The sequence below is a fragment of the Paenibacillus xylanexedens genome (assembly GCF_017874615.1).
Taxonomy (GTDB): Bacteria; Bacillota; Bacilli; order Paenibacillales; family Paenibacillaceae; genus Paenibacillus; species Paenibacillus xylanexedens.
On record NZ_JAGIKV010000003.1, the window covers coordinates 246,247 to 272,171 of the forward strand.

Below are 25,925 nucleotides of genomic sequence, written 5' to 3' on the forward strand. Positions count from 1 at the left end.
CATTCACGGAAACCAGATATGACGGAGGTTCACCCAGCCCTGGCTGTTGAAAGATAGACCACGCACGGAAGGCATATAAGCCGTCTCTACCGGTTTTTCAGATAAATGGAACAGTAGGTTCTGGCTTACCAAGAATTGTTCAATGCGGTCTAATTCACTAGTTCGATCCGCAGCGATGGGAGAGGCGACGATGGTTTGCAAGATCTCATGGATCGTTATACGAGTAGAATCTTCCAGATGCTCAGACAACGTGGAGTAAAGATCATACCTGCGCAGTTCTTCATCCCTGTCCCGAATCAGTGAGAAGAGAATCAGATCGGACTCCAGCCGCAGATTTCCTTTGAACTGCTCCATCGTAGCAGTACGGACGGTACAAGAGAAACCGTACTGCTCCAGTATGGACGCCAGATTTTTAGCATCCCTGCGATATTGTGGAATGGTTGCAATGTGCAGGGAGATGGGACTAGTCGAAGTGAGTCGTTTAGTAATATCTCTAAACCCTTCCGGGTCAACCATTCCGGCATTCACCGCACTAAAATCAGTCTCCACGATCTCAGAGTTATCTGCATGTCCGTCATCTCTATACATCCCAGCAAGGCATGACTGAAAGTGTGCTCTTACTTCCGGATCGTTTAACGGTCCGGTTTTTTGCGTATTACACGTGAGTAATTTATGAACCATCACACCTGCACTAATCTGTGTCCATTCTGCACCCGCAGACGAAGACGGATTATGAACAAGATGAAAGAACGGAGTTTCGATATCTTGGCTATCATCCATTTTTGCCGAGGCACTCCACGGAATTTGCAGGATATCTACCCGGTCCATATGTGCTCTACCCTGAAAATACGATGAAAAGGCTTCAAGTCTGCACAAGTGATCATCCCAGGCGGTGACCTTGAACGGTCCCGTCCCAACAGGTTTTTGCATCCCATGTACATCACCCGCATGCTTCATCTTATGTTCGTTTGTTCCTGGTGAGGGTACAATCGCCGCACGACTTGTTGTCAGGAAGGACAAAAACAATTCATGAGGATCTTTAAGCTGGAAACACACGGTTAAGGAATCGACCGCTTCAATAGATAGAATCTGTTTACTTACATCACGGTACAGTGTCCGGCGATCTGTAGATTGCAGCCGTTCAAACGTATGCACTATATCATGGGCCGTCAACAACTGACTATCGTGAAATGTAATACCTTTTCGCAAATAAAAGATCCAGGTCTTTCGGTCTCCACTGACATCCCAGGTATGAGCGAGACAGGGAAGAATCTCTCCTTGTTCACCCCGCTGAACCAACCCGTCAAAGACATGGCTGGTAACAAAGGATTCAGCTAATAGATTAATGTACAGCGGATCAAGCGCATGAAGCTGTTGGCGCAGGGGCAACCGAAGCGTATCAATCTGCTCATTATTGGTGCCGGCTTCCGTATGATGTCCTGAATATCCAAGCAACCACTGGTTTAGATGATCCTGCATGATTGTTGAACTGGAGAATGCGCTTACCTGCTCGGCAGCTTCCTGTAACTCCCGGCGATTCATGGCCTGCATCATATATTCTGCGGCGATTTGATCAGCCGGAACAAGCAAAGTCAGTGAAGAACGCCGACCCCGGCCACGCTGGGAAACCCAACGAATCCAATCATGGGCAACCATCTTTTTGACAATCGTTAACGTATTGCGGTGTGTACAATTTAGCAACTCAGCGAGATCGGCGAGTGTAAGTTCATGTTCTGTATGGTGACCGTAATGGCGATGCAACAGCAGATATTGCTGATGTAATTTCAAGTGTTGATTCCCTCCTGGAGGTGAACTCTGACGTATTCCTCTAAAATAAGAAGTTTTGTCGATTTTAATTTCTATTTATATTCCCATTTTATCATCTAGAATATAGCATAGAAAGGTTAATGGAGGTTTTTCCCATGATTGATAAAATAATGGCTTCACCGCAACGCGCTCTAATCACGCTACTGTCTGCATGGATGCTGGCGATCATTCACCAGTATTTATTCTATGGTAATGAGATTGGCGTATCGTATCCTATCTTTGTAATTCTCTTTTATGTGTTCATGTATCTGTTTGCAAGGGATCGCATGAGGTCTTTCAAGTTCATTGATGCTTTTGTAGCGGCTGTAGTGCTATTGTTGTCGCTAACGTTTCTGTTATACGACAATGAACTGCTGTATGTTCTTAATTTTCTGGTCATACCTGGCGTAGTTATCTTACATATGACGTATCTGATGGGCAGAAAACAGAAGCAGTGGTGGGAGATTGGCTTGATTGGTACGGCTATTGACCACTTGCTACCTCAAGCCATACGTCATTGGGGGACTGTTGCTGCTATTGCTGTGAGAGCAGGCGGGCGTGGCATGGGCAAATCCCAGAAAACAGTTGTTTTCAAAGTACTCATTGGTCTTGTGGCGTCCTTGCCTATCCTCATTGTAGTCGTTGCATTACTGTCCTCTGCTGACGGGGTCTTTGATCAGTATTTAGCCGGTTTTCCGGAGTGGCTGAATCAATTGGCTTTTACTCCAGGGATACCGAGAATCATCTGGATTGTCATCGCAGGTGTATTGCTGTTCGGTTATGTATGGGGATTTGTACAGCCAATGCAATATGAGGCAGAGAAGAGAGCGAACGCACATTGGAAAAATGGAGCAGTATCCACGGTTGATAAGCGTGATCACACCTATATATTCTCTCCTGTGGACCCGGCCACTGAAGGTAAGGTTACCAATAAGATTACACCCGAGCCCGAACGCACTCCGGTCCAGCGGGAACCATTCAGATTGGACCCCATCATTGTGGGGACAATGCTGATTGTCATTAACTGTGTGTACGTTTTGTTTGTACTTGTGCAGTTTTCGTATCTGTTTGGTGCAGGAGAGGGGCACCTTCCGGTAGATCTGTCTTACGCAGATTATGCGAGAAGTGGATTCGCAGAGTTAATTCTCGTCACAGGTATTAACTTCTTTATTCTTATTGTTGCTTTGCAGTATACCCGTTCGAGTGGCAAAGCGGGTTCCATCGTACATCAGGTACTTCTCCTGATTCTGGTCAGTTGTTCAGCAATTATGTTGTATTCCGCGTTTATGCGCCTAAATCTGTATGAGCAGGCATATGGATATACGTACATCCGCTTCCTGGTACACGCATTCATGATCTTCCTCGCACTCCTGTTGCTGATTGCTGGCCTTCGTATACGGTACACATCAATACCTCTGATCCGCTGGTATATTGTGCTTGCGCTCACTGCATATGTTGCTGTCAATTATGTGGGCATGGATAAACGGATTGCCGATCTGAACATAGAACGTTATCATCAGACTGGCAATATTGATGCAACCTATCTGGCAAGTCTGTCGGCAGATGCAGTTCCGTTACTTCGAGAGTTTGCTCAGGAGGAGTATCCGGATCTCAAAAGGGAAATGCTAGAACGTCAAGCCTACTTGGACGAGGATTCATCAGATCGTTCATGGCCTTCTTATAATGTAGCGAGACACAGAGCCGAGATAGAATTGTCCAAATTGAGAACAGAATAGATGAATAGTAGTTGTTTTCACGTACGGATTTATGCAAAAACAATATGTAAGTGTTATAATATAAAAACTAACCTATAAAGGGGGTGAATCCCTTGTTTGAACTGCAGGAGTTATTACCATATTTATTTTCGATTGGACTCATCTTCACCGTCAGTTATGCCTATATTGCCCATCTTCATTGTGGCATGACAGAGTACTGGATGGAAGGTGGCGCCGGTGGTGGACTTGAACCTGTACTTCCCGCCCTGTGTTTGGACAGACAGCACAGACAGGAAGACTGGAGCCGCATGATTAGACGAAGAGAAGCGCCCGATGAAGATGAACCAGATTGTCATTCCTCGTTGAACGATTGGTCAACAAATCAACGAGGAGGATATATATGGAACATAAGACGAACAAGGGATTCACTTTTACTTCGGGCAAGGGACGGATCTATGGCCTGATTGTCATTTTGTTTGCAGTCATGCTGCTTGCCGGATGCAGCAACAACGTGTCGGAGATTACTTCATCGACACCGGGATTTTTTAATCACTACATTGTATTTCCACTGTCGTATCTGATTCAGCATATTGCCACCATATTTAACGGAAGCTACGGGGTCGCGATTATCGTGATTACGCTTGTCATTCGTCTGGCACTGTTGCCCTTGATGATGCGTCAAGCCAAGTCCCAGCAGGGAACACGAGTCATCATGAATGCCATGAAACCCGAGATGGATGCGCTCAAGAAAAAATATGAAGGCAAAAATGATCCTGCTGATAAGCAAAAATTTTCTCAGGAAACGATGGAGCTATACAAGAAACATAAGTTCAATCCGCTGAATATTGGTTGCTTGCCGATGCTCATTCAGTTGCCTATACTTTCAGGTATTTACACAGCCATCCGACTTACACCGGAGTTGTCCTCCCACTCGTTCCTGTGGTTCAAACTGGGAGCGCCTGACTATGTTCTCGCTGTGGTGGTCGCGGTCATATATCTGATTCAAGCCAAGGTATCACAAGCTAATATGGCGCCTGAGCAGCGAAAACAGTTCGCCATTATGGGATATCTCTCCCCATTGATGATGGCATTCTTTTCTCTTACAGCTCCGGCAGCGATGCCGCTCTACTGGACAGTTGGGGGTTCGTTCCTGGTACTACAGACATTATTGTTCCGTAAAATGTACCCGGTGGAACACCCACAGGAGCCTGTGGTTGTGGAAGTAAGTAAGAAAAAGAATAAAAAATCTAGTTCATCTAAATCTTCTCGGAAACCTGCAAAGTCTTAATAAAGTTGGTCGCAGTTGGCTGAGGAAACATGGTGACTACGGAACCTTATTGAACACAAAAAACATAATGAAGAAGCCTGATCCACATGGATCAGGCTTTTTTTTGTACTATCGGGTATTCCTTTTTTCAGTCTTTTTACGAAAGCGGATGAACAGCATAACGTCCGCTGTCTGCTCCCCAATATCACTTAATGATGATATACTTACCTGATCAAATGTGATATTGATAATCAATATCAATTATTGAGTGATGTATACATGGGAAAAAGTGAAACGAGGAGTGCGGATAGATGCAAGAGGAAGAAGCAAGACAGGGATTTACACCAGAGATGATTGATATGATGGCCAGTATCTGGACACGCTCGATCATTACATTAATAGATGTACGCTTTCAGAATGTAGCGTCACAATACCCGTTGGAGCAATATAAAATGCCTAGTAGCATGTTTATCTATGCATATGGGGGAGAAGCGCAAATCCAACTGAATGAAACCACATTTGCAATGGAACGCTTCGGTTTAGTTCACGGCGGGAAGGGGAGTCTGCTCAGTATTACGCCTAAAGAGGAGATGGTGAAGACCTTTATGGTGTTTTATAGAGCAGAATCACCTCTCTTTTTCAAAAAACATCTGCAACAATTACTGGAGCAAGTAAATCCATTTGTTCAACAGTTTGGTTATACGCCAAGTAATCCCATCTTGCTACGCGATTGGTTCCAACGGATGATGAATGGCTGGAAACGTGGCAAGGCGATGGATCAACTGCAGGCCAAAAGTTTTTTATATCAATTGATTCATGAGGTCTACAGGGATTTGGAGGGTGGTGAGATTCGGTATCTCCAGCCAGATCCAGCCTGTTCTGCCAAGATATATCTCGATAAACATTACAGGGAGCCGATCATGTTTCAACAAATTGCCGATATGTTTGGGATCAGTGGTGGACAATTGACGCGGTTGTTCAAAAAAAGGGAAGGGGTGAACTTACAGGAGTATCTCATTCAGAGAAGAATTGAAGCTGCCTGTCATGACTTGAAACATACAGAAGCGACGGTTAAAGAAATCGCAACTGGAGCTGGTTTCGCAGATGAGAAAAATCTGTTCCGCATGTTTAAGAAGCATTACAAGATGACGCCAAGTGATTATCGGAAAATAAACGCACTATCCATGCAGGTTGATGGTATTGATAATGATTCTCATCTCCCTTACGATGAGAGGGAACTAGCGAGTCTAGTCAAGTCTTATAGAGATGGGGAATCAATGATGTTTGGAACATTAAGAAGTAAAGAAATGATTTTGGCGGCGGCGATAAGCATGATGCTCTTATTGACGGCATGTACGTCGGGGACGCCAGCGAATAATGGGGGAACGGCAAATACAACACCTGCGCAGACACAGCAAACGACACAACAGGAAGGGTCGGAGACAAAAGCTTCAGAAACAGTCTCGCAGACCAGAACGATATCCACAGTTAAGGGTGATGTTGAGGTACCTGATAACCCTCAGCGAGTTGTAGTCGATTATTTGGTTGGTGATGTGGTAGCCCTAGGTGTAACTCCTTTAGGTGTGGCTAGAGCTGCACGGGGAGAGACAGAGCCTGTATATGCTAACCAGATTACAGACTCCATAAAAGTAGCCATGGAGCCGGAAGATATCATGACGCTTGAGCCTGATCTTATCATTTTGGCATGGAGCGATGAGTCGTATGATGATTTATCCAAAATTGCCCCGACCATTTATGTTCCCTATGGTGATATGACTACAGAAGAGCGGATACAATTTATTAGCGATGTTTTGAACAAACAGGAAGAGGCTAAGGATGTTTTGAATGCTTATACCGGAAAAATTGAAGAATCAAAGCTAGCCTTTCAGAATGCGGGCCTATCCGATGTGACGATTACGGTTGGAGAATTCAGTGATAAAAGTAACTACATAGCTGGAGCCAAGCATGCCGTTGGCGAGCTTGTTTACGATGAACTTCAATTGCAGGCACCTTCAAAAGTCCAAACGGATATTATCGATGCAGATAAATATTGGGGCGATGTCTCCATGGAAGTATTACCCGCTTACTCTGGGGATTATATGATCTTCTTAGGAGATGGAAACGTTGCTTCTGATAATGCAGTGTGGAATGCCATACCTGCTGTGCAACATGATCGGATCGTAAAGGTAGATTCTTCGCTATCTTGGTCCACCGACGTAATGACTTCCAGTGCATTGATTGATTATATTGTTAGTCAACTGCTGGCATTAGCTAAATAAGAGTTAGAACGAAATTTTAATTGAGCACTCCAAATTTTCAAACATGACCAGTCGAATTTATGGACGTTAATATCCATATTCGTTTGGATTGTCAATAGGTGATGAAAGGGAAACGAGATGAAAAGCAAGCCTGAACAAAAACGCCGTGGGGCGATGAACTTCACCATGTACATGGTAGTGGGGCTTGGATTAACGGTTCTCATGTCGGCGGCATCGATTATGTTTGGCGCCGCTGATATGAGGTTAGCAACGGTATGGGAAGCTATTTTCCGATTTGATCCAATGCTCACTGAACATCAAATTATTCAAACGATGCGTCTTCCGCGTACCGTAGCTGATCTGATCGTTGGGTGCAGCCTTGCGGTATGTGGCGCTATCATGCAGGGGACGACGCGCAATCCGCTGGCCGACTCCGGGCTCATGGGGATTAGCTCTGGGGCAGCATTTGCAATTGCACTTTGCCTGGCCTTCTTGCCGGGTTATTCGTATTGGCAGATGATGTTGTTCGCTTGTCTGGGAGCAGCGATCGCTACCGGTATGACTTATTTTACCGCGTCACTGGGCAATCGTGGAATGACGCCTCAGCGGCTTGTGCTGGCAGGTCTGTCCATTTCAATGTTGTTTGGCGCACTCAGTCAGTACTTGGCGATCAATTATAACCTGGGCCGAGCATTGACATTCTGGACGGCGGGTAGTACAGCGGGTGTCAAATGGGGTGAATTGCTGATTATCTCACCGCTCTTTGTTGGTGGTATACTGCTGGCATTGGCGCTATCCCCTTCCGTTACACTGCTCAGTTTGGGAGATGATGTGGCAAGTGGACTCGGCATTCGTAGCGGACTGGTCAAGATTTTGGCGACAATTATTGTACTTGTGCTGACTGGATTGGCTGTTGTTGTGGTTGGCCCGGTTGGTTTTGTGGGTCTGATTACCCCGCATATTGTGCGATATATGGTAGGTGTCGACTATCGATACATTATTCCGGCAGCTGCGTTATATGGTGCGTTGCTGACCGTATCGGCCGATTTGGCTGGACGGTTGATCAATAAACCGTTCGAAACGCCGATTGCCATTATATTTTCTATCATTGGTGTGCCGTATTTTCTCTTCTTGGCTCGAAGACAAAGGAGGGAATATGAATGATCAAGCGGCGTTATACGATGAAACGAGGCATTATCATCAATGTAGTGCTTATGGTGCTGATCCTTGTGTTTGCGATCATTAGCATGAATTCTGGCAAGATGAATCTTTCACCGCTAGAAGTGCTGAACGTTCTCATAGGAAACGGTACCGATAAGCAAAATCTGATTGTGTTTGATTTTCGTTTGCCACGAATCGTACTTTCGATCTTGGTAGGTCTGGGGATGGGAGCGGCCGGGGTCGTGATGCAGAGTTTGCTGCGCAATGACATGGCTAGTCCGGGGACACTGGGAATTAGTTCGGGATCGGGTTTGTTTGTCCTGTTCTTCGTTGTATTCATTGCATCCACAGGAAAGAGTTCCTTTATTGCTCTGCCTCTGTTGGCTTTTGTTGGCGGACTATTGGCTGCGGGGTTGATCTTCTTATTATCGTATCGCCGCGGACGAGACATCTCGCCAATCGGTTTGATCTTGACCGGGGTCGCGCTAGGAAGCGGATATGGGGCGCTGACGACTTTCTTGACACTCAAGCTGGATGATTCGCAGATGAACTTCATGCTGTATTGGCTCGCAGGGAGCCTATGGGGCGATGATTGGGGCTATATTTCCATACTGACACCATGGGTCTTGATACTACTCGGCTATATTTTTTACAAGGCTCGCATACTGAATGCCCTCCATCTGGGCAATCAGACAGCACAGGGGCTTGGTGTTTCCGTAAAACGGCAGTTCTTGGGGTTGTCAATCGCTGCTGTTGCTTTATCCTCTGGAAGTGTAGCCGTGGGAGGCAGCTTCTTTTTCGTTGGCTTGATCGCTCCGCATATGGCGAGAAAACTGGTTGGTCCCGATCACAAATTGCTCATTCCGGCTGCCAGCTTGGCCGGAGGGCTAGTCGTGGTGTTGGCTGACACGATTACGCGCACGGTTAGCCTCGTAGGAGATGTGCCGACAGGAATCGTTATTACAGTCATTAGTGTTCCATATTTTCTTTATTTACTAGCAAAAGCCAAATAACACAATCAATGATATGGTCTGAATATTTTGTGGAAAACGGGTTGGTAGGACTGTGCGTTGCTTTTTAAAGCAGAATGCACGATATCAAAAGTTCAAAGATCGAAGTTACCCTGTATTACCGCTATGCTTCTTAATCAATAGCATATAGAAAAGGATGCCATTACGAAGATATCGTATTGGCATCTTTTGATTTTTTCTCATTATTGGATAGTCAATTTGATACTGGGAAATCACTCAGGGTTTATATGGCAGGCTCATCCGACAGCTGGAACCGGGATACGAAATACCAGATGAGCTCGCGACGTGAGGATACCTTGGTTTTGACGAAAATGGATTTTAAATGATCCTGTACGGTATAGACAGAAATGTGCATTGCAGCAGCAATTTCCTTGGACGAATAACTGCGGAGCACATATCCGAGTAGTTCCCGCTCTCGACTGGATAATCCATGGCTCTCGGCGAGCAAGGGAAGCAAATCCTGCGGCATCGCCTGCTCCAAACGGATAGCAATCTGATCCGGTCCTGTAAGCTGTTGCATGAGACTGGCATGAAGTATGAGGTAACGCCCATCCGGAAGTTGGATGCAAACTTTGGAGGGTGAGTCGGGTGCAATCTGAGTACCCACGACCAGTTCTGCCCGATACTTGCGCTGCAAGTGGGAACTCACTGCACGTACCGGACGGGGCAGAACATCAGGCCCTACATGTTCCAGCATGCGCAATTGGGACAGCCAATATTGAGCGGAGGCGTTCAGGGATAAGAGCTGGAACGTGTCTGAGGTGATCAAAATTCCGGGTTCTTCGGGACTTTCACTCGTGATCTCATCGATCAGTGTCAGGCTCGTGGACCGCAGCATCGATGCAATAGAAGCGGTCCAGGACTGAATCATCAACCGCTCCTCCTCTGTAAAGACAGCACTTTCTGTCTTACGATATAGGGTCAGATATCCCCAGCAAGCGTCTCCACTGACCAATACAGCACGCAGTTCATCACCGAACCCCGCTGGCTGAAGAATGTCGATATAACGTGGACTTTGTTCAAACTTTGAGTTCATGGAAGCATGAAGTGTAGCTGTGTGCTCACCGCTGCGAATTAATTCAGCGTATTTATGTATATCTTCTTCCATGTATTCATTAATGAATAACCGATCATGAATGGCTTCAATGCCATCTTCTGTCACGGCTCCTGTGGAGAGAAGAGTCAGAGGATCAACGGTGGTGAAACAGTATGCGTCGTAAGGTACAACCGAATGGATCTGCTTGAGAACAGCTTCCCGGTAAGTACGTGAGGTCCAGGTTCCTTTTTCAAGAGAAGTGATAAGTCTGTGGTTCCGATCAATACGTGATGTCAACAAGATTACTCCTCTCTCTGTGCGCATATCCCAATGTTCTGGGATTGTAGGCTCGCTGTATCCTTCTATAATGAAATTAGACGAACAACGAGTCAAGTCTAACTTCAATTCAAGAGGAGTGCGGTGTCCATGAATCACAATCCATCACCGATGAGCTGGGAAACAGCAGATGTTCATCGTTACGAACAATCGATAGCCTTGAAAATTCCGGGTTATTCTCATATGCATGATCTAATGGAACGGCTGCTTTCAGCATCTTTTGCGAATAACAACGATATTCATATCCTTGTTGCCGGAGCGGGAGGGGGAAAAGAGATTGCTCTGCTCGGATCACGTCATGCCGGTTGGACATTGACTGGAGTAGATCCTTCACAGCCCATGCTGCAACTTGCTGAGAAACGAGTCGCGGAAGCAGGCATCGGTTCCAGAGTGAAGCTGCAACCTGTCACGGTTGAAGAATTGCCTAAGGATATTGTATATGATGGGGCGACAAGCATGCTCATGTTACATTTCCTTCAGGGGATGGAGGCCAAGAGAACGTTTCTTACCAGCCTCGCAGCGAGACTTAAACCGGGTGCACCACTGGTCATTGCGGCTGTAAATGCTGATCTTCGTTCACCCGCACATCCAATCATGATGCAAGCTTGGAAGGATCACATGTTGAGTGTGGGCGTGCTTCCTGAAGAGTGGGAGCGCTTTGCTGCTTCCTTGGGCCGTGAATCCGATCCAATATGCTCTGAAGAGATGACTCAGCTACTGACCGAATGCGGTTTCTCACATATTACACGTTACTTCGGGGCGTTCTGGGTGGAGGGGTATTATGCAATTCGAAACTAACGTAAAACCTATGAAAGATCAGATCTGGGTGGTTGGCGGTTATGGTCAAGTGGGACAGATGATATGTACTCAACTGGGGAAATTGTTCCCGGGTAAAGTATGGGCTGCGGGTACACGCATGAACCGTGCGGAAGAGTTCAGCAGGTCTACAGGTGGTGCTGTGCTACCACTTCAACTGGATGTAACACGACCTGTAGAGCCATCCATGTTAAGGCCTGTGAAGCTGGTCATCATGTGTGTTGACCAGAGCGATACCCGGTTCGTTGAAGCCTGCGCACAAGCCGGAACCGACTATATTGATATTTCTGCAAAATATGATTTTCTCGCCCAGGTTGAACAATTGCACACCAAAATGCAACGTTCCAAATCAACTGCGTTACTCAGCGTAGGACTATCACCAGGAGTAACGAACTTGCTTGTACGCGAAGCGACCATGCATATGGATCAGGTGGAGGAAGCAGACATTACCGTAATGCTGGGACTTGGAGAGAAGCACGGAAAAGCTGCCGTGGAGTGGACCGTTGATCAGATGAATGCCACCTACCAAGTGATGCAAAAGGGCAAACCTGCTGAGGTACAAAGTTTCGGAGATGGCAAAAGGATTGATTTTGGAGCAAAACTGGGGCAGCGGAAGGCGTATCGATTTAACTTTTCGGATCAGCATGTGGTTGCTCGGACGTTACGTATTCCAACCGTATCTACCAGACTCTGTCTGGACTCCCGCTGGATCACAAAATCCATGGCAATCTCCAAACGTGCAGGGTTGTTTTCGTTGCTGCGTATCCCGTCTATTCGGAGTGGAACGGTAAAGGCATTTGGCCTTATTCCTGGAGGAGAGCCGATGTATGCAGTCAAGGTCGATGCCGTAGGATGGGAAAATGGTGAGCAAATCCGCGTCGAACAACTACTGGTTGGCACAAAGGAAGCAGATGCAACAGCAGCGGTAGCTGCAGCCGTGGCTGAACGTGTGTATAGAACAGCGTTGCCACATGGTGTATTTCATATTGAACAGTGTCTCTCTTTGCAGGACATTCAAGATGCACTTCATACGCCACTAAAGGTGACGACCAAGATCACGTAGTTTCATGTTCTTTTGCTGGGACCCTCCGATCTGCTATGATGGAACAATAATCATGGCATGAATGGGGGGAGATCATGAACTGCGTTGCTGTATTACCTTATTACAAAGTACTGAGAGAAGTGACGGGTCTCGCCCAAGAGATTGAGATGAATGCCCGTTCCATGATTCTGTATTCAGATAAAATCGTGACCAAATACCGCGAGTTCAATATCACGGAAGTGTTTGACATGTCATTTCGACGAATGGGCGATGAAGGTGGATTTTTCTATCTGCACACAAGTACAGGCGTGTATCCATACATGGTCGAAATCGATCCCAAGCCCTTTATACAAAGTTTCAGAAAGATGACGATCCAAAAATTAAAATGACTTGACCTTACCGTTACGTGAAGGCTTACCCTCGGATATGGAAGGAACGATAACCAATCCAGAGGAGCCGTGAATAACATGAGCATATTGATTCAGCAAGCGACCATTCTAACGATGAAAGATACTGATGCCCCCTTCACGGGGGATATTCGTGTTGAGGGCGATCGCATTACGCAGATTGCTGAACACATTTTGCCTCAACCTCAAGATGAGATTATTGATGGTCGCAATAAGGTTGCCATGCCAGGACTGATTAATGCCCACCAACATACACCGATGAGCCTGCTCCGGGGATTCTCGGATGATCTGAAGCTAATGGACTGGCTCGAACGTAAAATGCTGCCTGCCGAAGCGCGGATGAACCCGGAAGACATCTATTGGGGTGCCAAGTTATCCATCGCCGAGATGATCCGTTCGGGTACCACTGCCTTTGCGGATATGTATATCCATATGAATGAGATTGCAGAAGCGGTTAAGCAAACGGGTATGCGGGCATCGCTTACACGCGGGATGGTATTCCTGGAGGATGATGGTGGACGCAGGTTGCAGGAGGCAATCGATCTTGTAGAGCGCTGGTCTGGAGCGGCCGAGGGACGGATTACAACCATGTATGGACCGCACTCACCCTACACCTGTCCCGTGGAGCCGCTCCGTGAAGTCATTGCTCTAGCTGTCACTGAGGATATTCCTCTGCACATTCATCTGGCTGAAACGAAGGAAGAAGTCATGAAAATTCGTGAGCGCTATGGCATGACGCCGACAGAGTATTTGGAAGAGGCGGGGATGTTCGAACAGGCACATGTGTTGCTTGCGCATGGTGTACACCTTAATCGAAGAGACATCGGCAGATTGAAGGGCATGCGTGGCGGTGTAGCACATAATCCGGTCAGCAATCTGAAGTTGGGGTGTGGAATTGCTCCAATTACCGAGATGTTGGCCCAGGGAATTAACGTGGGAATCGGAACGGATGGAGCGGGAAGTGCCACCACCGTGGATATGTTCGAGGAGATCAAAGCCGCGACCTGGCTGCAAAAGCTGGACTATGGTGATCCCACTCGCTTGCCAGCCAAGGACGTACTAAGCATGGCTACACGCGGAAGTGCTAGTCTGCTGGGTCTACAAAATGAGGTGGGTATCCTTGAGGTGGGGCACAAAGCTGATCTGATCCTGATCGATCTGGCGAAACCACATCTTCAACCGGTACATGAGGTAGAATCGTTACTGGCTTACAGCGTAAATGGGGCGGACGTGGACACCACGATCGTGAATGGTCAGATTCTCATGAGAGGCAGAAAGCTGCTCACGATCGATGAGGATGAACTTTACCGTGAGGTGAAGGTTAGAGCCAAAAGGATTGTTGAAGGAATTTAATTTTAGGTGAATATGATCCGAACTGGAAAATAATTTGTGTTCAAAACGCTATGGAGGCTTACTCCATGGCGTTTTTTGTCGAATTACAACTGGGAATAGTTCCATGGTCCTGTTCAGAATTGGTTCAGAATGACTCGTTATACTGAGCATGTAGTTGTTCAAATTTGAAATGTATACGAGGAGGAACATGAATTGAAGGGGAAACAAAAAAACCGGCTTAAGCCGATATTGAAAAAAAGCATGTTGACTGCACTCGGGTTGGGTATTGCGTTGCCTATAGGTGGAACGCTTCCACAAGCTAACGCAGGAGAAATTGGCCCAGAGATTAACATTTCACGGCCTGTGCTCAACGACGGCATCCATTGGTTAAATTATTCATCGGAACAAAACGATCCTTCTTTTGTGTCCGGTGTACCCATCGAGGTAACGAACAATAGAGTTAGAATTGATTTGAGTACCCATTTACGATCTGATGAGTTTAGTATGCTCACAGCCAACTCGAGTGATAACAGTATAGCTAGGGTGTATGTAGAAACGATAGAAAATGAAAATACATTGGTTGTTATTCCTTACAAGAGCGGCAAGATCAATATTGAATTGAAAGCTCAATATACTGTATCTGATGTACCGGAAACGGTTACGGATAACTTTGAACTTAACATTAGTAAAAAAGGGGATGTAAATGCAGACGGAAAAGTGAATTCTGCGGATGCAGCAGAACTTTTGACTTATCTTCGTAATATGGTCAGTCGCCGCGGTTATTCTTATGTAGAGATGAACCGAATGGACGTGGATCGTAATGCGGAACCCACTTTGGGGGATATGAATGCGTTGTTAAACGGATATGCCAATAAAACACTTGGCGCGAAAAACAATGATTATGTGTTGACCTTTCAACAAGTGGACGATGCGCCGTATGTGCTGAATGGTCAATTGAAGAATTACATGGAGAACACAATTGCCACAGATTATTATTTAATGGATGTTGATGCTGATGATATTGATTACATTAATACTCCTTCTTATCAGTGGTACCGCGCAACAGACCCTTCAGGAGAAGATATGGTTCCAATAGAAGGGGAGACACGAGAACAGCATACCGTTACATCTGAGGACGAAGATTATTATCTTGTGCTCGAAGTGACTACTCATTCCACTTCGGATACGAATACGGAGCCTAGACGAGTATACATTGTTGGAAAAGAAAAAATACAACGCCCTGATTAATTCATATTTTTTAATTTAAATAACGAATAACAATATTTTTTTCTATCGTTACCATACATTCTACCAATTGATACAGACATGGAGGCTAATACATGTTTCAACCGAAAAAGAAACGTCCAAGAATCAGAAGAACAATGTCAGGTCTCATTGCACTGACGTTACTCTCGTCACTCGTATTCCCGAGTGTAGCAGGAGCAGAGCCAGCGGAACCATCACAGGTGCAGTTTGCAAATGTTAGTGTACAGGCGGGGCAGACGGTTCATGTTCCTGTTGCATTGAAAAAATCCCATTTCGGGGTGAAAGCTTATAATATGCAGATTGATTATGATACGTCTGCACTGGAAATTGTTCGGATCACGCCTAAATCTGTCAACGTCATCAGCACATCCGCAAATGAAGATGGTGTAGCAGACTTCCAGTACCAAATTAATAATGCGGAAGGCTGGGTACGGATCATCTGGGTTGATTTTACTGGGGGTGACCATTCAATTGTAGATGAAACCCAATTATTTGATATGGAGATCAAAGCCAAAAGCAATGCGACGCCTGGAACGAAACAGCTATCCGTAGATCAAACTGATTCAGAACATTGGCATTTTACCAATGTAGAATATCAGAGCTACACTGAATTGTCCGGTGGAACAATCACAATTACAGCAGCAAACTCAGGTGGCGACAATTCTGGCTCGACACCTACGCCGAATCCTGGTAACTCTTCGGGTGGAGGAGGAAGTGTATCGCCAACTACACCCGTGATTACCCCAGTTCCATCGACTCCGGCGGTAACCAAAGGCGTAGACATCTATGTGAACGGTCAGAAACAGGAACAATCTGCAACGGCCACCACATCAACGGTAAACAATCTGGTTACCACCACGGTTCACGTGGATAATGATAAAGTGATTAATCAGATTGGAAGTGGACTAAAAACGCTTTTGCTGCCTATTACAGGTACTGGCAAAGGCGCAGTAGTTGGTGAACTGAACGGCAAGCTGGTCAAAACGATGGAAGGAAGTAATGCCGAAGTTGTCATTCAGACTGACAGCGGTACGTACACACTTCCAGCTAACCAGATTCAAGTGGATCAGGTTCTGAACCAATTCGGAAGCACGGTTCCATTGGAAGATATCACAATCCAAATCGCTATTGTGCCTAGTGCCACATCTAAACAAAAAGCAATTCAGGCCGCAGCGGATAAGCTGGAGAACACAACGGTGATCGCAGCTCCGATTGATTTTGAAGTAAAAGCGATCTGGAATGGACAGCAAGTTAATGTAGATCGTTTCAACTCTTATGTAGAGCGCTCCATTACTTTGCCAGAGGGTGTCGATGGTTCAAAGATCACGACAGGAGTTGTGCTTCAGCCAGATGGAAGCCTTCTGCATGTACCGACCAAGGTTATCAAAGGTAACGTGCAAGATTCTGCTATTATTAACAGCTTGACGAACAGTACCTATGCGCTGATCTATCATCCGGCAACATTCAGCGATGTATCAAGTCACTGGAGTCGTGATGACGTACAGGATCTGGCATCCCGTCTGATCGTACAAGGTACTGGTGAGAACGTGTTTGCGCCAGACCGGAGTATTACGCGGGCAGAGTTCACGGCTGTTCTGTTAAGAGGTTTGGGGCTGCACTCCCCGCGCAGTACAGAAGCGGCATCGTTCACAGATGTGAAGACTGGCAGCTGGTATGAGGATGAGGTTCAGACGGCTGTGTCCTACGGCCTGATCTCAGGTTATGCTGACGAGAGCTTCCGTCCGAACAACGAAATTTCTCGTGCGGAAGCGCTGACCATTGTGTCACGTGCGATGAAACTGGTCGGTCTGGCTCAGGCCGACGCGTCAGAGACAACAAGTCTGCTGAGCACATACAGCGATAGCGCTAAAGTACAATCATGGGCAGCAGAGCCGGTTGCATCGGCGATTAAACAAGAGCTGGTACAAGGTGCTGATGGCAAACTGATGTCAGATGCAGACATTAGTCGTGCACAGTCGGCGGCGATTGTGAAAAGGCTGCTGGCAAAAGCGGGATTAATCTAATCAAATTTTGGACACCTACACTTACTTGAAATGATTTATTTCAAGCAAGCTGTGGGTGTTTTTTTTGCATTTCGTTCTTTTGAACAACCTCTTATAAGTGCAATGGTCCAGTTCATTATCAGTTCATACTGATTTGTTACGATATGAACATCAAATAGATAGATATCGTGCATGATCAGGAGAGGAAGAGATCCAAATGAAAATACTAGAAGTTAAAAATGTGAAGAAATCATACACCTTATATGGAAAAGAAAGAGTTCCGGTACTCCACGGTTTGAACTTAAGTTTTGAGACAGGGGAATTTGTCTCCATCCTCGGCGAATCTGGCTGTGGTAAGTCGACACTGATGAATATCATTGGTGGTATGGACTCCGACTATGAAGGGGACGTCGTTGTTCGTGGCAAGAACTTAAGTGCCATGACAGAGAAGGAAATGGATGATTATCGGAAGAATAATATCGGCTTTGTCTTTCAAAATTTCAATCTGATCCCGCATCTGTCTGTCCTCGAAAATGTAACGATTGCGATGCAAATGACGGATACCAATGAGAAGGATCGGAACCAACGTGCCGTAGATATATTAACAGAGGTGGGACTGAAGGATCATCTGAACAAACGTCCCAACCAGTTATCCGGCGGTCAGAAGCAACGCGTTTCCATCGCACGGGCTTTGTCTAACAATCCCGATATTATCCTAGCTGATGAACCGACGGGTGCTCTGGATAGGGAAAACGGAGATCAAATCCTCGCTCTGCTCGACAGTATAGCCAAAAAGGGAATGCTGGTGATTGCCGTAACTCACTCGCAGAAAGTCGCTGACTCCGGTACACGGATTGTGAAGGTTGAAGAGGGGCGCATTAGTGACGATATTCACCTGAAAGATCCTTCTACGGCTGTTTACGAGAGTGGTCAGGATTCTTCCCGGAGCCTGAGCTTGCTTGCTTCATTCAAGATGGCACTTAAAAATATGAAACTCAACGGCAAGCGTAATGTACTGGTAGCATTGGGTGGATCTATAGGTATATTAAGTGTACTCCTGATGCTCTCCTTGGGGAATGGAATAACGACGTATATGAATGACGAAATCAATTCAAGTATGGACCCTTTGCTCGTGGATATAACCAAGCCGAGTGAAGAAGCCAAGGATATGCAAGGTCCCGAGGCCTTGATGGCACCAGGTGAACCGTTCACCGAAGCTGATGTAGAGACGATTCGCAATTTTCCTAATGTGGATCATGTAGAGACAATTACGACCATTACAGGCAAATCCACTATGGTGAATGAAAAACAAAGTGTAGGACTCACACAGTTAACAACGTTAACGGATGCTTTTGATCCAGCACTGATGACAACTGGTGTTCTGCCGGTAGAAAATCAGATGTTGTTACCTCTCGATACAGCGAAACAATTAAGCGGAAATGATCAAGCTGAAACCATGATCGGCAAGTCCGTGTTTCTATATATCAATGAGATGGATGGCAATAATAAACCAGTAACTTTGGAGAAGGAAGTAACCATCTCAGGGATTTACGAAGCGGCAGATCCACGATCTCCAATGCAACAATCGCCGGGATACATTTCATCAGAAACGCTGGAGCAAATGTATGCGGACGAAGGAATAACAATCGGGCCAATTCAAGTTAACGCCTATGCAACCGATATGAAATATGTAAATGATATCAATGAAGCTGCAGTGGATGCTGGCTTCGCAGGCTCCCAAATGGCCAAGGTCATGGAGAATATCACCACATATGTAAGTATGGCTTCCATTGTACTCGCGGGTATTGCAGGCATTTCGTTGATCGTATCCGGTATTATGATACTGGTAGTACTCTACATTAGTGTCGTGGAACGGACAAAGGAGATCGGAATTCTTCGGGCGATTGGAGCAAGAAAGAAAGATATCAAGCGAATATTCTTCTCCGAATCTGCCTTATTAGGCGTATTTAGTGGTATTATTGCGGTAATCTTTGCAGTGATCATCAGTTATGTATTAAACATTCTTTTGGACAATGCGTTTGGAGCCAAACTCATTAATCTCTCGGGATATTATATCTTGTTTGGTATCGTGGTAAGTACAGCGATTAGTATTGTTGCCGGTTTGATGCCATCATCAAAAGCGGCGAAACTGGACCCGATGGAATCCTTACGATACGAATAAATATCAATTTTGGAAAGGATAATGGCTACATGAACACAATTTTGGTGGTGGACGATGATTCCCATATCCGCAAATTAATCCGAATCTATCTTGAAAAGAATCAATTCTCCGTGCTGGAAGCACCAGACGGTCAAGAGGCGTTAGATATCCTCTCGCATACGAAAGTTGATCTGGCGATTGTGGATGTGATGATGCCGCGAATAGACGGCATTGAACTGACGGAAGATATTCGGTCTTATCTGGATATTCCCATCCTGATGGTGACTGCCAAGGGAGAATCCAAGGACAAAGTCAGAGGATTTAATGCCGGATCAGACGATTATCTGGTTAAACCTTTTGATCCGGTAGAGTTAATCCTGCGTGTAAAATCGTTACTGAAACGATATAACAAAAGTTCGTCAAACATGATTCAGATCAGCGGTGTAACGATTGATTTGGGCAATCTGCTGGTCATTGCGGATGGTCAAACCATTGAATTGAAAAAGAAGGAATGTGAATTGTTATTTTCTCTCGCGAGTTCGCCAGGGAAAATATTCACACGTACACAGCTTATAGATGATCTATGGGGTATCGATTACGAAGGAGATGAGCGTACAGTTGATGTACATATCAAACGGTTAAGGGAACGTCTTGAACATGTTCCTGAGTTAGTGATCTCAACGATAAGAGGACTCGGTTATCGCCTGGAGCGGGCATGAAAATGTTAAGGAAAAGCCTGCGACTTCGCATCGTAGCTACATTTATCGGGATTGTTCTGGTGAGTTTGATTCTCTCCTTTATGATCAATAACGGGTCCCAGGAAAAGACACCGAATCGTTTTATGGTTACCTTTGCTCAAGATCTAACTACACTGATTAACCTGATTGATGATCCTGAAAAAGTGAAATCAAGCTTGGATATTTTTGCTCGCTACGGCTTAAATATCACTCCCGTAAATGAACAAAGTGAAGTGTTATCTTCTTTGCCAGAGGACAAAGTTCATTCGTTATTTGAGGCGGGTACAACGGATGCCATTTTTCTGTCCAGTAAAGATGGAATTGCGACCATAGGTGTTCCCGGAACAAACGAGGGGATTGGCACATTTCTGATTCAAAGCGATTTCTCCTCTCTTTTTCATACACTGCGAAACACGCTCTTAACCTCACTGTTAACGGTTCTGGTCATTGGCAGCTTGTTAATCCTGTTCATGTCCGGGTACATTGTAAAACCGATTAAGAGATTAACGGTTGCAGCGAAGGAGATGTCCTCAGGTGACCTTTCCGTCCGCTTGAAACATAATAATCAGGATGAGTTTGGGGAACTGATGGAGAGCTTTAATCATATGGCCAGTGAGTTGCAAAAAATTGATTCGGTTCGTGATGACTTTGTCAGCAACGTCTCTCATGAAATGCAGTCTCCGCTCACTTCAATCAGGGGATTTACCAGAGCACTACAAGATGGTGTTATTCCATTAGAAGAGCAGAAAGAGCATCTGGATATCATCTATGAGGAAACGCTGCGCTTATCGAGGCTCAGTGATAATCTGCTTCGGCTAGCCTCGCTGGATTCAGAGCATCATCCGGTTCATTTCACCACGTTCCAGGTAGATGAACAATTAAGAAGGGCGATCTTACTGGCAGAGCCGCAGTGGGCTCAGAAGGACATACAGATCGAACTGGACTTGTTGCCCTGCGAGCTCACAGTGGACAAAGATTTGTTTGATCAGGTCTGGCAAAATTTAATAAACAATGCGATCAAATACACCGGTCCACAAGGTGCCATTCATGTCGAAATTGAGACGTCATCTTCATTTGTGAAGGTATTGATTAGAGATTCTGGACAAGGAATACCTGAGGAAGCACTCCCGTATATCTTTGATCGATTCTACATGGTGGACAAAGCGCGAAGCAGCTCGCTTCGAGGGAATGGATTGGGTTTGTCCATTGTCATTAAAATATTGAAATTGCATCAATGTACAATTGATGTAGAGAGCGAAATGGGTAAAGGCACACAGTTTATTGTCACGATCCCCAGATCGACCATTACACCTTAAGGCAAGCCAGAACAGAGAGAGCAATATGGAAACAATCGGTCCCTGTGCGTTCAGGATTCAGATTGCTGCCATATTGCTTTTTTTGATATTTGTATTCACGACAAAATTTCACATATAGTTTTGTTTAGCAGTGGATCATTTGATAAAATAGAAGAGACGTTATGTGAATCTATGAACTTAATTAATTTATCATACACAGAATGGAGCCATCCAATGAAATATCGCAATATGGAAGATTGTATTAACGATCTGGAGCAGCACGGTCATTTGATTCGGGTCAAAGAAGAGGTTGATCCTCATCTGGAGATGGCAGCGATCCACATGAAAGTGCACGAGGCTAAAGGCCCGGCGTTGTTATTCGAAAATGTAAAAGGCTCAAAGTTCCAAGCTGTGTCGAATCTGTTCGGTACGGTGGAACGAAGCAAATTCATGTTCCGGGGGACGCTGGAAGGCGTACAACGGGTCATGGCAGTTCGTGACGATCCCATGAAGGCGCTTAAGACGCCATTTCAGCATGTCCGTACAGGTCTTGCTGCGTGGCAGGCGCTGCCAAAACAGAAATCTATAAGCCTACCCGTGTCGGCGCAAGAGATTCAAATCTCGGATCTGCCGCTCATCAAACATTGGCCTATGGACGGTGGGGCATTTGTGACGTTACCACAGGTTTATTCAGAAGATCCGGACAAACCAGGAATCATGAATTCAAACTTGGGGATGTACCGGGTTCAACTGGATGGCAATGATTTTGAAATGAACAAGGAAATAGGGTTACACTATCAGATTCATCGCGGAATTGGTATACATCAAGCCAAAGCTGTCAAAAAGGGAGAACCACTGAAAGTGAGTATTTTCATTGGGGGTCCACCTGCACATACACTTTCAGCGGTTATGCCTTTGCCTGAAGGACTTAGTGAGATGACATTTGCCGGTCTGCTCGCTGGACGTCGTTTCCGGTACAGTTACAAAGATGGGTATTGCATAAGTAATGATGCCGATTTTGTCATCACAGGTGATATCTATCCAGGCGAGACGAAGCCTGAAGGTCCGTTCGGTGATCATCTGGGTTATTACAGTCTGACACATGAATTCCCGCTAATGCGTGTGCATAAAGTCTATGCCAAACCGAATGCTATATGGCCGTTTACGGTTGTTGGTCGTCCGCCGCAAGAGGATACGGCGTTTGGTGATTTGATTCATGAGATTACTGGAGACGCGATCAAACAGGAGATTCCAGGTGTCAAAGAAGTGCATGCGGTCGATGCGGCAGGGGTCCATCCATTACTGTTTGCCATCGGCAGTGAACGTTACACGCCGTATCAGGCGGTGAAGCAGCCGACAGAGTTGCTTACGATTGCCAATCGTATTTTGGGTACGGGTCAGCTCAGTCTGGCGAAGTACTTGTTTATTACTGCTGAGGATCAGCGACCTCTGGATACCCACAAGGAAGTTGAATTCCTGACCTATATCTTGGAGCGCATGGATATGCAGCGGGATATTCATTTCCATACCCATACAACGATTGATACACTCGATTATTCGGGTACAGGACTGAACAGCGGAAGCAAGGTCGTTTTTGCAGCATATGGCGACAAGATTCGAGAGTTGTGTACGGAAGTTCCGGAGTCTTTGAAAAACATTCGTGGTTATGAGAATCCGCAGCTCATCATGCCGGGTATCGTTTCGATCCAGACATCGGCTTTCACGAGTTATGCGGATACAGCACAGGAGATGCAAGCATTCACGTCTCTATTGAAAGAACAAGGAGGTCTGGACTCGTGTCCGATGATCATTCTATGTGACGACAGTTCGTTCCTGAGTGCTAACCTCAGCAACTTCTTATGGGCAACCTTTACTCGCAGCAACCCTTCACATGATATGTATGGGGTTAATAGCGGATATGATCACAAGCATTGGGGTTGTGATCAGGTTATTATTGATGCACGTACCAAACCCCATCAGGCACCGCCGCTGATTCCCGATGCTTCGGTCGAGAAGAGCATTGAACGATTTTTTGTTAAAGGTGCTAGTCTGGGTTCGATCAAAATCTAATTTGAGATGTCTTGGAGAAGTTCAAACGGAGCGTTTGAACTTCTTTGGCTTACTCTGGTACGGCAATGAGGCACAAAAGTGTGTAAAAGTTTAAAACCGGGACTAATTTGGATGTTGGAGTGAGGATAAAGTCTTAGGCGTTCGTATTTACCATTGTGATTAAGGTCGTTTGAACTATGTATGAAATGAAGAATTATAACGATATAAAGAAGTATAGGTATTTTTGTGGCCCCGTTCCGTTGGGTGCTGTTACTATAATGAATTGTTCAGGGGGAATACCGATTTGAGAATCCATATTATGAACCTGCAAGACGGAGACCGTCTAACTGCGGATACATTCAGCGATGCAGGATTACACGTTCTCGGGAAGGGAACTGTGATCAAAGGTGAGGATATCACCTTGCTTATGCAGCACCGTGTAGATTATGTAGATATTGAATCACGCGAAGAGGAAATCACTGAAGCCGAATTTTTTGCAGCAGCCGCCAAGCATGCTTCCGGGTCAAGTACAAGCACGAAGGAAGAACCGCCTGAAGAAGAGCTGAAGTCCCAATTTATTCAGACTGTACATAATTATCAAAATGCTTTTCTCGAAGCTCTGACCGTTGGCAAGTTCAACGCCACCATGGTGGATGATGCACTGCAACCGATGGTTGAGGGACTGGATGAGCAGAAAGATGTCGTTCATCTCCTGATGATGCTGGAGCGGGATGACGTCAATAACTATACACATTCAATCCAGGTAGGATTGTTGTCATTCTACCTCGCGAATTGGCTTGGATATTCTCAGAAGGAGAGTTATCAGATTAGTCGCGGTGGTTATCTGCATGACATTGGAAAGTGCAAAGTTTCCCACCGGATTCGGAACAAAACAGAACCGTTGACGGCTGATGAGCAGCTTGAAATGCAGCGTCACACTATATATGGTCATGAAATTATCAAAAATTCGATGACGGATGAAGCGACAGCACTGGTTGCTCTGCAGCATCATGAACGGGAAGATGGGTCTGGTTATCCGATGCAACTTGAGAAAAGTGAAATTCATCCATATACACAGATTGTATCTGTAGCGGATATCTATATAGGCATGAGATCCGGGAACCACGGAGGAAGTAATCCAAATCTGATCAACAACCTTAGAGATATCTATGGAATGGGATTTGGCAAATTGAATGAAAAACCGGTTCAGGCATTGATGCAACATTTGCTTCCTAATTTCATCGGGAAACAGGTTCTGCTCAGCAATGGAGAAAAGGGTGTTATTGTCATGAACAATACATCTGATATTTTCAAACCACTCATCAAAGTGGAGTCTGAAGAATATCGCGATCTCTCCAAAGAGCGTACGCTTGCCATTGATGAATTGCTTATTTAATCTAAATATGATCTGTATTCCTTACTTATATTGAGAACGGGCCTCCTGTACTAAGACAGGAGACCCGTTTTTTGTTATATCATCCTAGATGTGTTGTTCGACCAAGGAAGCAAGCGTATACTTTGCAAAGACCTTATTTTTCCTGCCAAGGAGCGATCGCCATGATTGAAGTGACCACCGAGATTACGATACATGCCTCGATTGAACGGTGCTTTGACTATGCTCGGGATATTGATGTACATACTCAGACCGTCTGGCAACATACAAGAGAGCGAGCAGTTGCAGGAGTAACCACAGGAAGAATTGGAGCAGGGGATACCGTTACATTTCAGGCTACTCATTTTGGGGTCAGACAGAAGTTGAAGTCCCGAATTGTGCAGTTCGAACGACCTTTCCTCTTTGTGGATCAGATGGAGAAAGGGGCTTTCAAGAGCATGCGACATGAACATCATTTCAGCGTAATTGGGGATCAGATGACTTGCATGAGAGACACACTTCGATTCGAAGCTCCACTTGGATTGCTGGGATGGGCAACCGAACGACTTGTGCTGAAGAGATACATGCAGGCATTTCTGGAGGATCGTAATCGTAAGCTCAAAGATATGCTTGAGCAGTAGCCAGAATTGAATGGATAGAGGAGAGAAGACATTTGATGGATAATGAATATTTTGTAGGTTGGGGCACACTTGCCTTGATTAATGCCGGACTGGCTCAGGGAAAAAACAGAAGTGGTCGGAACTGGTTTCTGATTTCCCTGTTATTTGGTCCGTTGGCAACCCTCTTTATTGTGGTGTGGAATAAACTGGACTAA

The 25,925-nt window shown here is 45.5% G+C and carries 21 protein-coding genes; 19 read left to right on the forward strand and 2 right to left on the reverse strand.

The window, feature by feature from the left end:
• Positions 1–3: 3 nt before the first annotated feature.
• Positions 4–1,788, reverse strand: a complete 1,785-nt coding sequence (locus tag J2Z28_RS05555; protein ID WP_211081522.1) for an ABC transporter substrate-binding protein — start codon at positions 1,786–1,788, stop codon at positions 4–6.
• A gap of 134 nt (positions 1,789–1,922) precedes the next feature.
• On the opposite strand from J2Z28_RS05555, the gene J2Z28_RS05560 reads away from it, so the two are divergent.
• From J2Z28_RS05560 to J2Z28_RS05585, 6 genes are all read left to right on the forward strand, one after another.
• Positions 1,923–3,542: a DUF4153 domain-containing protein gene (locus tag J2Z28_RS05560; RefSeq protein WP_211081523.1), complete on the forward strand. Its 1,620-nt coding sequence runs from the start codon at positions 1,923–1,925 to the stop codon at positions 3,540–3,542.
• Positions 3,543–3,634: 92 nt separating this feature from the next.
• On the forward strand, positions 3,635–3,985 hold the full coding sequence (locus J2Z28_RS05565; RefSeq protein ID WP_244988129.1) for a hypothetical protein: 351 nt from the start codon (positions 3,635–3,637) through the stop codon (positions 3,983–3,985).
• Entirely contained in the window at positions 3,922–4,809 is an 888-nt protein-coding gene (gene yidC / locus J2Z28_RS05570) for a membrane protein insertase YidC (RefSeq protein WP_211081524.1), read from the forward strand. Before J2Z28_RS05565 ends, yidC begins: the two co-directional genes overlap by 64 nt.
• A 290-nt stretch (positions 4,810–5,099) precedes the next feature.
• On the forward strand, positions 5,100–7,067 hold the full coding sequence (locus tag J2Z28_RS05575) for an AraC family transcriptional regulator (RefSeq protein WP_211081525.1): 1,968 nt from the start codon (positions 5,100–5,102) through the stop codon (positions 7,065–7,067).
• 117 nt (positions 7,068–7,184) lie between these two features.
• Positions 7,185–8,210: a FecCD family ABC transporter permease gene (locus J2Z28_RS05580; protein ID WP_211081526.1), complete on the forward strand. Its 1,026-nt coding sequence runs from the start codon at positions 7,185–7,187 to the stop codon at positions 8,208–8,210.
• Complete coding sequence (locus J2Z28_RS05585; RefSeq protein ID WP_017688818.1) at positions 8,207–9,220, forward strand: FecCD family ABC transporter permease; 1,014 nt, start codon at positions 8,207–8,209, stop codon at positions 9,218–9,220. The genes J2Z28_RS05580 and J2Z28_RS05585 overlap by 4 nt, the downstream gene beginning before the upstream one ends.
• 241 nt (positions 9,221–9,461) lie before the next feature.
• Here J2Z28_RS05585 and J2Z28_RS05590 read toward each other — a convergent pair whose 3' ends face one another.
• Complete coding sequence (locus tag J2Z28_RS05590; protein ID WP_244988130.1) at positions 9,462–10,571, reverse strand: helix-turn-helix transcriptional regulator; 1,110 nt, start codon at positions 10,569–10,571, stop codon at positions 9,462–9,464.
• Between the two features lie 129 nt (positions 10,572–10,700).
• Here J2Z28_RS05590 and J2Z28_RS05595 point away from each other — a divergent pair, with 129 nt between their 5' ends.
• From J2Z28_RS05595 to J2Z28_RS05655, 13 genes are all read left to right on the forward strand, one after another.
• Positions 10,701–11,408, forward strand: coding sequence for a class I SAM-dependent methyltransferase (locus J2Z28_RS05595; protein WP_211081528.1), 708 nt, complete (start codon positions 10,701–10,703; stop codon positions 11,406–11,408).
• The gene (locus tag J2Z28_RS05600; RefSeq protein ID WP_211081529.1) at positions 11,392–12,489 is read left to right on the forward strand and encodes a saccharopine dehydrogenase family protein; all 1,098 of its coding nucleotides are present in this window, start codon (positions 11,392–11,394) and stop codon (positions 12,487–12,489) included. The genes J2Z28_RS05595 and J2Z28_RS05600 overlap by 17 nt, the downstream gene beginning before the upstream one ends.
• 74 nt (positions 12,490–12,563) lie before the next feature.
• Entirely contained in the window at positions 12,564–12,857 is a 294-nt protein-coding gene (locus J2Z28_RS05605) for a hypothetical protein (protein WP_017688814.1), read from the forward strand.
• A 78-nt stretch (positions 12,858–12,935) separates the two neighbouring features.
• On the forward strand, positions 12,936–14,228 hold the full coding sequence (locus J2Z28_RS05610) for an amidohydrolase (RefSeq protein WP_211081530.1): 1,293 nt from the start codon (positions 12,936–12,938) through the stop codon (positions 14,226–14,228).
• 192 nt (positions 14,229–14,420) lie between these two features.
• The gene (locus tag J2Z28_RS05615; protein WP_211081531.1) at positions 14,421–15,455 is read left to right on the forward strand and encodes a dockerin type I domain-containing protein; all 1,035 of its coding nucleotides are present in this window, start codon (positions 14,421–14,423) and stop codon (positions 15,453–15,455) included.
• 92 nt (positions 15,456–15,547) lie between these two features.
• Positions 15,548–17,497, forward strand: coding sequence for an S-layer homology domain-containing protein (locus tag J2Z28_RS05620; protein WP_211081532.1), 1,950 nt, complete (start codon positions 15,548–15,550; stop codon positions 17,495–17,497).
• Between the two features lie 196 nt (positions 17,498–17,693).
• Positions 17,694–19,658 (forward strand): ABC transporter ATP-binding protein/permease, encoded by a 1,965-nt coding sequence (locus J2Z28_RS05625; RefSeq protein WP_101313971.1) that lies wholly within the window; start codon positions 17,694–17,696, stop codon positions 19,656–19,658.
• A gap of 29 nt (positions 19,659–19,687) precedes the next feature.
• The gene (locus tag J2Z28_RS05630) at positions 19,688–20,356 is read left to right on the forward strand and encodes a response regulator transcription factor (protein ID WP_074094823.1); all 669 of its coding nucleotides are present in this window, start codon (positions 19,688–19,690) and stop codon (positions 20,354–20,356) included.
• Between the two features lie 2 nt (positions 20,357–20,358).
• A complete protein-coding gene (locus J2Z28_RS05635) occupies positions 20,359–21,690 on the forward strand; it encodes a sensor histidine kinase (protein ID WP_211081533.1) in 1,332 nt (443 codons plus the stop codon).
• Positions 21,691–21,903: 213 nt separating this feature from the next.
• Positions 21,904–23,739, forward strand: coding sequence for a UbiD family decarboxylase (locus tag J2Z28_RS05640; protein ID WP_211081534.1), 1,836 nt, complete (start codon positions 21,904–21,906; stop codon positions 23,737–23,739).
• Between the two features lie 283 nt (positions 23,740–24,022).
• A complete protein-coding gene (locus tag J2Z28_RS05645; RefSeq protein ID WP_211081535.1) occupies positions 24,023–25,114 on the forward strand; it encodes an HD-GYP domain-containing protein in 1,092 nt (363 codons plus the stop codon).
• Between the two features lie 161 nt (positions 25,115–25,275).
• Complete coding sequence (locus tag J2Z28_RS05650; RefSeq protein WP_047842714.1) at positions 25,276–25,731, forward strand: SRPBCC family protein; 456 nt, start codon at positions 25,276–25,278, stop codon at positions 25,729–25,731.
• A 32-nt stretch (positions 25,732–25,763) separates the two neighbouring features.
• The gene (locus J2Z28_RS05655; RefSeq protein WP_155985038.1) at positions 25,764–25,925 is read left to right on the forward strand and encodes a hypothetical protein; all 162 of its coding nucleotides are present in this window, start codon (positions 25,764–25,766) and stop codon (positions 25,923–25,925) included.